Annotated in this window: 8 protein-coding genes, 1 tRNA gene and 1 riboswitch; of the genes, 4 read left to right on the forward strand and 5 right to left on the reverse strand. The window is 70.6% G+C overall.

What is annotated here, in order from left to right:
- The first annotated feature begins 672 nt into the window (after positions 1-672).
- Positions 673-2,058: a pyridoxal phosphate-dependent decarboxylase family protein gene (locus ACY5KJ_RS13190; protein ID WP_462187574.1), complete on the forward strand. Its 1,386-nt coding sequence runs from the start codon at positions 673-675 to the stop codon at positions 2,056-2,058.
- A 156-nt stretch (positions 2,059-2,214) separates the two neighbouring features.
- Here the strand turns inward: ACY5KJ_RS13190 and ACY5KJ_RS13195 are convergent, their stop codons facing one another.
- The 4 genes from ACY5KJ_RS13195 to ACY5KJ_RS13210 form a co-directional block, all read right to left on the reverse strand.
- Positions 2,215-2,856 carry an NAD(P)-dependent oxidoreductase gene (locus ACY5KJ_RS13195; protein WP_462203465.1) on the reverse strand — a complete coding sequence of 214 codons (642 nt, stop codon included), beginning with the start codon at positions 2,854-2,856 and terminating at the stop codon, positions 2,215-2,217.
- A gap of 283 nt (positions 2,857-3,139) precedes the next feature.
- Positions 3,140-3,226 (reverse strand) — tRNA-Ser (locus tag ACY5KJ_RS13200).
- Positions 3,227-3,352: 126 nt separating this feature from the next.
- Complete coding sequence (gene tadA / locus ACY5KJ_RS13205; RefSeq protein ID WP_462187576.1) at positions 3,353-3,799, reverse strand: tRNA adenosine(34) deaminase TadA; 447 nt, start codon at positions 3,797-3,799, stop codon at positions 3,353-3,355.
- A gap of 108 nt (positions 3,800-3,907) precedes the next feature.
- Entirely contained in the window at positions 3,908-4,399 is a 492-nt protein-coding gene (locus ACY5KJ_RS13210) for a tRNA adenosine deaminase-associated protein (RefSeq protein WP_462187572.1), read from the reverse strand.
- A 419-nt stretch (positions 4,400-4,818) separates the two neighbouring features.
- On the opposite strand from ACY5KJ_RS13210, the gene ACY5KJ_RS13215 reads away from it, so the two are divergent.
- From ACY5KJ_RS13215 to ACY5KJ_RS13225, 3 genes are all read left to right on the forward strand, one after another.
- A complete protein-coding gene (locus ACY5KJ_RS13215) occupies positions 4,819-6,069 on the forward strand; it encodes a MurT ligase domain-containing protein (RefSeq protein WP_462187571.1) in 1,251 nt (416 codons plus the stop codon).
- Between the two features lie 78 nt (positions 6,070-6,147).
- Positions 6,148-6,891, forward strand: coding sequence for a type 1 glutamine amidotransferase (locus ACY5KJ_RS13220; protein WP_462203466.1), 744 nt, complete (start codon positions 6,148-6,150; stop codon positions 6,889-6,891).
- Between the two features lie 185 nt (positions 6,892-7,076).
- A complete protein-coding gene (locus ACY5KJ_RS13225; protein ID WP_462203467.1) occupies positions 7,077-7,739 on the forward strand; it encodes a plasmid partitioning protein in 663 nt (220 codons plus the stop codon).
- A gap of 457 nt (positions 7,740-8,196) precedes the next feature.
- Here the strand turns inward: ACY5KJ_RS13225 and ACY5KJ_RS13230 are convergent, their stop codons facing one another.
- The gene (locus ACY5KJ_RS13230; RefSeq protein ID WP_462203468.1) at positions 8,197-9,309 is read right to left on the reverse strand and encodes a C40 family peptidase; all 1,113 of its coding nucleotides are present in this window, start codon (positions 9,307-9,309) and stop codon (positions 8,197-8,199) included.
- 5 nt (positions 9,310-9,314) lie between these two features.
- A riboswitch (cyclic di-AMP (ydaO/yuaA leader) is annotated at positions 9,315-9,489 on the reverse strand.
- Positions 9,490-9,827 lie beyond the last annotated feature (338 nt).

Raw genomic sequence — 9,827 nt, forward strand, 5'->3', positions numbered from 1 at the left:
GGCCAGCTCCGCGTCGGCGCCCGCATGGCTGACGAAAACTCGTGCCACCATCGCCCCCGGGATTCGCCGTGCACATCCTCAGGAACATTCTAGGCGCCGACGCCCTCGCCGCCCTTGTCACCGAACGGGTGCGATGAGGGCGACTGTGAAAGCACCGTCCAAACGCCGGGTCGCGTGAAGATTGCCCCGCGGTACGACACGTGTCCATCGCGCTGTCGTAGGACGCGTCGGCTTGTCCGGCGGTCCGGTTGCACGCCTGGGACCACTTCATGGCATGCTCGGTTTCGATGACATGAGGATGTGTCGGCCGCTCGTCCCCCGGGACGGCGGGTCTGGGCACCTTCCGCGGCGTCCATGGGGTATATGGATGGACGCCCGGGCATGTCGTCCCGTAGGCCGGGTCCTCATCGTGGAGGTTTGTTGTGAAGCGTGTCGGAGTAATTGTTCTGTTGGTTGCCCTGATTGGTGGCGGGTTCCTCTTCCGTCGTCAGCGCGGCAAGCAGGACGCGTAGCCTCGCGTCGTCCCCCGGGTCGCGGGAGATCCCCCCGACCCGGGCGGCTTGTGACGGTCCGCGACGATCCGGTGTGAACTCGGGGTTGACCCGGAAACGCCGATGTTGCGGCGGGGTGAGCTACCCGATGTCCGGGCATGGCCGACCCTAGACTCCGCCTGTGCATCGGTTTGACGGGCAGACTGCCGATCTCGTCCGCGCGATCTGTGACTTTGCTCGCGTCCGGCTCGGATTCGATCCGGTACCGCTGGACGCGCCATTGTCACGGGACGAGTTGGCGGCAGCGGTGGGATCCACGATCACCGCCGAGGGCATCGGTGGCCGTCGCGTCCTCGAGGTGTTCGACGAGAAGCTGTCCCGCGCCTGCATCTCGACGGATCATCCCCGCAATCTTGCTTTCATCCCGGCCGCCCCGACCAAGGCGGCTGTGTTGTTCGATCTGGTGGTCGGGGCGTCGTCCATCTACGCGGGCAGCTGGATGGAGGGCGCGGGCGCGGTCTTCGCGGAGAACGAGGCGCTGCGATGGCTGTCGGACCTCGCGGGCTTCCCCGCCTGCGCCGGTGGGCTGTTCGTACCGGGGGGCACCGTCGGCAACCTGTCGGCGCTGGCCGCCGCCCGGCATGCCGCCCGGAGTCGGTTGACCGCCGCCGGTCGGCCGATTCCACCGCGATGGCGGTTCGTCTGCGGTGCCGAGGCGCACTCCTCCCTCTACCAGGCCGCCACGGTGCTCGACGCCGAGGTCGTCGTCGTGCCGACGGATGACGCCGGACGGCTGACCGGCCCGCTGTTGGCCGAGGCGTTGGACCGGCTCGCCGAGCAGGGCGGCGCCGAGGCCGTCGACGGCGTGTTCGCGGTGGTGGCGACTGCCGGGACCACTCAGTTCGGCACCGTCGACGACATCCGCGGGGTGGTGGATGTCTGTCAGGCCCGCGGGCTGTGGGTGCATGTGGACGGCGCCTACGGGCTGGCCGCGCTCGCCGCCGCATCGACCCGCTCTCTCTTCGACGGGATCGCCGAGACCGACTCGTTCATCGTCGATCCACACAAGTGGCTGTTCGCGCCGTTCGACGCCTGCGCGCTGGTGTATCGCGATCCGGCGGTGGCCCGGGCGGCGCACGGCCCGCAGCGGGCCGGCTACCTCGAGGTCCTGGATTCGGCGGGGGCCTGGAACCCGTCGGACTATGCCATCGGGCTGTCCCGGCGGGCCCGCGGGCTGCCGTTCTGGTTCTCGCTGGCGACGCATGGCACCTTGGCCTACGGCCAGGCCATTGAGTCCACGCTGGCGACCGCCCGGGCGGCCGTGCTCCAGATCGCCGCGCTGCCTCACCTCGAGCTGGTGCGGGAACCGCAGCTGTCGATCGTGGTGTTCCGTCGGCTGGGTTGGCAGGCCGCGGACTACCGGCGGTGGAGCGAGAACCTGCTGCGGGACGGTTTCGCGTTCGTTCCGCCCACCGTGCACGAGGGCGAGACCGTCGCCCGGTTCGCCATCGTCAACCCGCGGACCACCGTCGACGACATCGGCGCGATCCTCGCCACGATGGCCTGATCCTCGCCACGATGAGCTCCCTCTCCCCGCCGTCCGGTCTTCCCGCCTGTTCGGTCTCCCCGCCGGTTCGGTCTCCCCGCCGGTCCGGGGTACGGGGCGTGCCGCCCGGAGCGGCGCGGGTGGGTCCGACCCGTGCCGCCCGCCCGGGCGCGTGGCTCAGTTGCCGACGCTGAACCGCCGGTTGCGGTGCCGCGGCTTCTCGATCTCGTCGAGGGCCGCGACGGCGAGATCCTCCAGGGAGATGCCCGTGTTGCCCTGGGCGTCCACCACCGGCCGGTCATTGCCGGTGCGGTACCCTCCCCGGGGCTTTCCCTGGCCCACGTTCTGCGGCGGCGGGGTGATGGCGGCCCACCGTACGTTCCGGGCGCCGCGGTAGACGTCGAGCGCGTCGGCCTGGTCAAGAGCGTCCTTGCGCTCGGCGGCCGGGAAGCCCGGGGTGTCTACGAGACGCTGACCGTTCTCGTCCTCCAGGGTCCCCCCGCTGGAGACGTGGAGGATGCTCGGCGCCGGCTCGCCGATGCGCGGCAGGACGTCAACGAGCGTGCGGGCAGCGTTCGCGTGCACCGGGCGGTCCGCGCCGCCGATCGCCACGATGACGGCGTCCGCATCCTGCGCCAGCCGCTGAACGGAATCGCGGGACGTGACGTCGCCGACCACGCCGTTCGCTTTCTTGGGAAGTTTCTTCACCCGGGCCGCGTCGAGCTCGACACCGGTGACCGCATGCCCCCGTCGAATCGCCTCGTCGGTGATACGGCGCCCGATCTGACCACCGGCACCAAAAATAACGATTCTCGCCATGCCATTGCCTCCGACTCGCCGGTCGTGCAGCTGATGGAAACGCCCGCGGGTATCCATCCGCGGGCGTCATGGTCAGTAGTAAATTACTTTCCGCGTTTACTATTTCACGCTCCGCGGCGACTGCAAGTCGACGTCTGCCCGGGCTTGATCCTCCGGGACCGCTGTGCGGGCCCAGCCAGCCGCTGCTCGAGCGAGCCGGGTGCGGGAGCATCGTGGCTGGTTGGCCGGCTGGGCAGCACGCGGATGCTGGGCAGCACGCGAATAGCGAGACGTACCGATAGGGCGGTGGAGGTGGGATTTGAACCCACGGAGGGGTTGCCCCCTCACACGCTTTCGAGGCGTGCGCCCTCGGCCACTAGGCGACTCCACCGTGGATTAGCCTACCGGACGTCGCGAGAGTCCGGTTCGCCGGGGTGTGTAGGGGTCCGACGGCGCCGAGACGGCACCCCGTCGTCCCGTCGTCCCGAACCGGGCGAGCGTGGCGGCGGTGTGCCGGCTAGCGCCCCGCCGGGCGTCGGCGCGCGGCGAAGAACTCCGCCAGGAGCGCGCCGCACTCGCCGGCGCGAATCCCGGCAACCACCTCGGGTCGATGATTGAGCCGCCGGTCCCGCACCACGTCCCAGAGCGAGCCGACCGCCCCGGCCTTCTCGTCGACCGCACCGTAGACGAGGCGGTCCACCCGGGCGAGCACGAGGGCCCCCGCGCACATGGTGCAGGGCTCCAGCGTGACCACGAGGGTGGCTCCCGGTAGCCGCCAGGAACCCGTCCGGCGCGCGGCCGCCCGCAGGGCGATCATTTCGGCGTGGGCGGTGGGATCGGCGCCGCGTTCCCGCTCGTTGTGCCCGAGTCCGAGCACCGTGCCGTCCTCGGTCACCACCAGGGCACCCACCGGGACATCGGCGTGGTCCGGGGCCAGGCGGGCCTCGCGCAGGGCGAGCCCCATCGCCTCGTGGAAGCGGTCTGGTCCGGGCGGACCGCTCAGCCGGGCGGGAGCGCCCGCCCGGGGGTACTCGTCGGGATCGGTCATCCCGGATCAGCCGGACCGGTGAGCTCAGCCACGTGCGTCGTCGAGGATCTCCCCCGCCCCGGCCCGTTCGCTGAGCGCGCTGATCACATCGCCCGGCAGCATCCCCTCCTCGCCGATCAGTTCCAACAACGCCTCCGCGGGGGTGCCCAGATCGCCGAGTAGATCGAGATCGCCCACGGGGGCGGCATGGGCGACGGCGGACGCGTCATCCTCGTCGTCCGCGGTGATCAGCCCCGCCATCGAGGGCAGCGCGTCGGCGAACAGGCGTTCGGCGAGATCGGAGGTCACCAGGACCCGGCGATCAGAGAGGAAGACCTGCGGATCCGGGTCGTCGGGACGCACGCAGACCACCGCGAGGTACTCGTCGTCCTCCTCGATGAAGGCGATGACGGGGCCGTCACCCAGATCCCGCATCATGTCGGTGAGGGCGTCGAGGTCGTCGGCGTCGGTCGGGTCGAGATCGTGCACCGACCAGTGGCCGTGTACCTGCGTGATCGCGATTGCCTTCGTGGTCACTGTGCGCCCTCACGTCCCTTCTGCAACCGCGCGGCGGACCCGGGCCGGCCGTGCCGGTCCGGAATGCCCGCCCGGCGCGGCCCCCGGTGGCCGAACCGGCGCACCCGCGCCGACCAGCCGTGTTCCACCTGTGATTCTCACCTGTGGGGGCGGCCGTGGGTATTCCGGTTCACCCCGTCGGGTGAGTTCTACCGCGATGCCGCGTCGATTCCGCCACGGTGGTCCGGTCGACACCTTCCCTGACGGATTATGGGTAACGCCAGCTCACGTGAGGTAATGTCCGGCCGGAACAAACCCCCGTCCGGGGGCGCTACCGGGTGGTACCGGGCCGATGACCGGGGACTGGACCGGGATCTATCGGAACGGAAGACGGGGCGGGCTTCGCCGCCCGGTGCCGTCGTGGCACTGTAGAAACCGCGATGACGACATCAATCCCCCGCCGGTTCACCGCCAGGACCCAGGCCGCGCTCGCCGTTGAACGTCTGGCGGCCGAGGCGTCACGCCGGCTCGGCCGTGGTTCCGGCGAGATGATCGGTGGCAAGCTCGCGCTGCGGGTGTCCCCGGGGGCGCTCGCAGAGGTCGGCTCCCACCGGATGACCGCCTGCGTGTCGGGCACCAACGGCAAGACCACCACCACGCGGCTGCTTGCCCGGGCCCTGGGCACCCTGGGGCCGGTCAAGTCGAACAGCGGCGGGGCGAACATGGCGCCCGGGGTGCTGGCCGCGCTGTCCCGGCCGCCGTTCGACGCGGCGGCGGCTCTCGAGGTGGACGAGATCTGGCTGCCGAAGGTGGCCAGGGAGATCTCGCCGCGGGTGGTCCTGCTGCTGAACATCAGCCGCGACCAGCTCGACCGGTCCAACGAGACGCGGCGCATCGCCGCCATGTGGCGTGAGCTCGGTTCGGAGCTGCGCGACACGACGGTGGTCGCGAACGTCGATGATCCCCTGGTGGCCTGGGCTGCGGCGGGCTGGCACCGGCAGGTCTGGGTGTCGGCGGGGCAGAACTGGACGGCGGACGCGATGGTCTGCCCGCAGTGCGCCCGGCTGCTGTACCGCAACAGCAGTGGCTGGTGGTCCGAGTGCGGGCTGGCCAGGCCCGAGCCGATCGTCGCGGTCACCGGCTCCCGGGAACTGCTCTGGTACGGCCGCACCATCGCGGCCCGGCTCGATCTGCCCGGACGGGTGAACCTCGGTAACGCGGCGATGGCCGCCGCCGCGGCCCGGGAGTTCGGCGTCGAGATCGAGGATGCGCTTGCGGCCATGACCGGCCTGGGCGATGTGCAGGGTCGCTATCAGGAGGTGGCGCTCGGCGAGGAGGGCCACCGAGGCCGGCTGCTGCTGGCGAAGAACCCCGCCGGCTGGGTGGAGATGATGGAGCTGTTGGCGGACGCGCCGCCGCGGCCTGTCGTCATCGACTTCAACTCCCAGACCGCTGACGGGCGGGATCCGTCCTGGATCTGGGACGTGCCGTTCGAACGGCTCGCCGGCCGGCAGGTGCTGGTCACCGGGGAGCGTAAGGAGGACATGAGCGTGCGGCTGGCCTATGCGGAGGTGCCGCACAGCGTGTATGCCAGCGCGGAGGACGCGGCCCTGGCCGCCAACGAGAAGGTGGTCGACGTCGTCGCCAACTACACGGCGTTTCGCGATCTGCTGGTGAGGTCCACGCGGTGAGGTCCACGCGGCAAGGTTGTGTACGCGGCGAGGTTGTGTACGCGGTGAGGTTGGTGACGCAATGAGGGGATCCACGCGATGACGGGCGGCTCGGTAACCAGGATCGCGCTGATCTACCCCGAGCTGCTCGGTACCTACGGTGATGGCGGTAACGCGATCGTGCTGTCCCAGCGCCTGTGCTGGCGTGGTCTGCCGGTCGAGGTGGTGAACGTTCCCGCGGGGTCGGCGGTGCCCGAGAGCTGTGATATCTACCTGCTCGGCGGGGGTGAGGACGCACCGCAGGTCCTCGCGGCGGACGGCATCCGGCAGAACCGGGCGATCCGGCGAGCGGTGAGCTCGGGAGCGGCGGTGCTCGCCGTGTGTGCCGGCTACCAGGTGATCGGCGCGACCTTCCCGTCCGGTGGGGAGATCCACGAGGGGCTGAATCTCGTCGGCGTGGAGACCCGTCGCTCCTTCGGCCCGTCGGACGCGCCGCCGCCGCGCGCGGTCGGGGACATCGTGGTGGAACCGGACGCACGGCTCGGCCTGCCCACCCTGTACGGGTATGAGAATCACGCCGGGCGGACGAGGCGGTTGCCCGGCGCGAACGGCATCCCGCTCGGTACGGTCCGGCTTGGGACCGGTGACGGTGACGGCGGAACGGACGGCATTGTGGATGGCCGGGTCATCGGCACCTACCTGCACGGGCCGGTGCTCGCGCAGAACCCCGCCCTCGCCGATCTCCTGCTGAGCTGGGTCCACGGTCCGCTGCCGCCGTTGGGCGCGCCCCGCGAGGTGGAGGTGCTGCGCCAGGCCCGGCGCCGCGCGTTGGCCGTCACCTGACGCGTCCCCTGGCGTTTTTTTTGGGGGGGCAAAGTTTGGGGGGACAAGGCGGACAGACCTGGTCTGACTCAGGTCTTGTCGTCATCTGCTACCAGGTTTGCGGCGTTTCCCGGCCGGCGGTGTGGTTCGGTTGGATCGTGGTGTCGAATCCCCTCGCCGGATGGTGGGGCAAAAACAAGAGAACCGTGCTCATCGTCGGTGTCGTGATCGTGGTTGCCTGGGGCTACCTCGGGACCCGTGACCGCCCGAGGACCCAGCGGGTCAGCCTGCCCGGCGACTACGCGTCGGCGGGCCGTGAGCTGCTCGTCCAGGCCCCGTCCGATCCCGCCAACCCGCTTCCGCTGGTGTTGATCCTGCACGATGACAACGCGGACGCGAAGTCACTCGACCGGCAGAGTGACGCCGGCAAGCTCGCGAACTCCCGCGACTTCGCGGTGGCCTTCCCGGAAGCCGTGGGCGGCACGTGGCGGATCGACGGACCCGAGGGGGCGGACGTGCGCTATCTGCGCGACGTGGTCCGCTTCGTCTCCACGGAACGGACCAAGGTGGATCCGGACCGGGTCTACGTGTGGGGGATCGGCGAGGGTGCCCGGCTGGCCCTGGCCGCTGCCTGCGCCCCGGGTAAGCCGGAATTCGCCGCGGTCGGCGTCGTCGGGCAGTTCGACCCGGAGCCCGGGCCGAACTGCCAGGACCGTGTCCCGGAGGGCCGGGCCCCGGAGGCCTCCTGGGATCCGGAAGGTCAGCGAGGCCCTGTGGAAGTTCTCGTCCGGTCACCGGCTGGGGGCCTGACCGCGGCGCCAGCGAGCGGGCCGGGCTGTTTCCCGCACCGGGCAGAGACTGAAGGCTGAAGTCCGCCGATGCCGCCGGGAGGGGGGTAGCGGCATCGGCGAACCTGGTCGGCCGGGGGTCCGAGGCCCGCCGGCCTTCCCGTGCGGATGGGGGGGATCCGAGGGAAGGCCGGCGGAATCGGGGGCCTTCCGGCCGGACGGACGTCAGATGGGGGGGAGATCTGACGTCCGTCCCACCGGAAGGAGGGCCCGTCCGGATAGCTGGAAAGGAACCATGTAGGCGGGTTGTCGGGCGGTGACAGGGCCCGCTTGCTGGTCTGTCCGCGGCTTCGCCGGTGGGTGGGAGTCCCGGGCTCGGCTTTCACGGCTTCGGGTCGGTGCCCGGAGGGGAGGCCCGGTAGCCGGCCGCTGGTGGACCGGCAGGGCTCGTGCGGTCCGCCAGCCGCGAAGGCGATCCACCGGAGCCGGATGAGCCGTTGCGTCGGCATGAGGGCGGTGCGCCGGCTCCGACCGGCTGCTAGAGGATCCGACCGACGTAGTAGGAGGTGGTATAGATCTTCTTGAGCGACATGACGTCGCCGGTGCGCGGCGCCACCCACATCATGCCGTCACCCGCGTAGATGCCGGCGTGGTAGATGTTCCCGGGTGTCCCGAAGAAGATCAGGTCGCCGGGCTGCTTGTTGTATTGCGACACCCGGGTGGCGGCGGCGAACTGGGCGTCGGTCGTCCGCGGCACGCTCCTGCCGAGTTGCTTGAAGATGTACTGGATGAGGCCGGAGCAGTCGAACGAGCTCGGGCCCTCCGCACCGTAGACGTAGGGCTTGCCGGCCTGCAGGGAGGCCAGGTAGACGGCCTTCTCCCCGAGGGAGCTCGACGGGACCGGAACCGACGTCTGGCCCGCGGCGTCCCCTGTCGCAAGGAGATCCGACCAGGCGGCGTTGCGGACGGGCTGGGGGATGGGTGCCGGCCGTACGCGCAGGGTGGCGTCGTTCGCCGAGCGGGCGGACTGCAGGGCGTCCGTGCCGTCGAAGACCGCGGTGACGTTCGTGGTGGTGAGCACCCGGGCCGTGTAGGAAGTGTAGCCTTGGGCGTTAGTGTAAAGGTGCTTGAAGGTGGCCCACCCGGTGGGGAGCTTCACTTGCACCTTGACCAGCTGGTTCGCCAGTGGTTCGTGGGTCTGCTCGTTGTAGAGCGAAAAGCCGATGTCGATCGGCTGGTCCGCGTTGACGGTCACCTCGGGGTTGGTCACCCGGAGACCGACCTGAACCTTGCCGGTCAAGGGCGGGACGTTGACACCGCCCGCCGAGCCGAGCAGGGAGGTGGAGCCGTGGGTGCTGACCGCCGCCGCCGCGATGCTGCCGCCCAGGGCGGCATGGGAGCCGATCTGCGCGGCGAGGATGATCGGAGCGGTGTTCGGCTGCTCGTCCTTCGCTGCGTCGGCGTTGATGTCGGTGGCGCAGCCGGCGAGAGCCACTCCGGAGACCGCGACGGTCCCGGTGGTCACGGCGGCGAAGGCCCGGGCCCGGGCCCGGGCCCGGCTGCGGGCGGCCGGGGGCGCGGAGGGTGCGCGATGACGGCCGCCACCGGCGCCTCGCGTTTCTTCGTCGAGCTGCACGCTTTGCGCGGACAACGGTGTATTCCTTCCCGTACGCCTGCGAAGTGAGCTGTCGGGTTCGGGCTGGGCTGCCCGGCTCTCGCGTGACCTTCACGCGTCGAGCTTCACCCCTAGGTCGATACCGCGGATCGGTGCCGGCCGGTGGAGGTGGGTCCCCCGCTCCTGCCCCTGATGACGACTCGGAGGGGACACCGGGGCCGGGGGCAGGACTCGGCGTTCGGCCCGGTGTTGTCGTGACGTCGGCGTGAGACTAGTCCACTTGGACGGGGTGGGTAAACACTAGTCCTTCCCAACTACGGCGAGTGTGCGTTGAAGTTCCCGTCGCGCGACGTCGGCGGCCCGCTCGGCCGGCCGGCCGGGCTGACCGGGCGGGCCGAAGGCCCTTCGCACCCCGGTTGTCCTGCTGGTTTTTCGCTGCGTAGGGGGTCCGTGGCGGCGGCCGGTCCGGGTGAGAGGCGGGCGGGCGGGTAGCCATCCCTCGGCCCGTGGGCGACTTTTGACTACTTAAAGTAGTTGACGGGCGAGGTCGGGCG

The organism is Frankia sp. CcWB3, assembly GCF_977927595.1.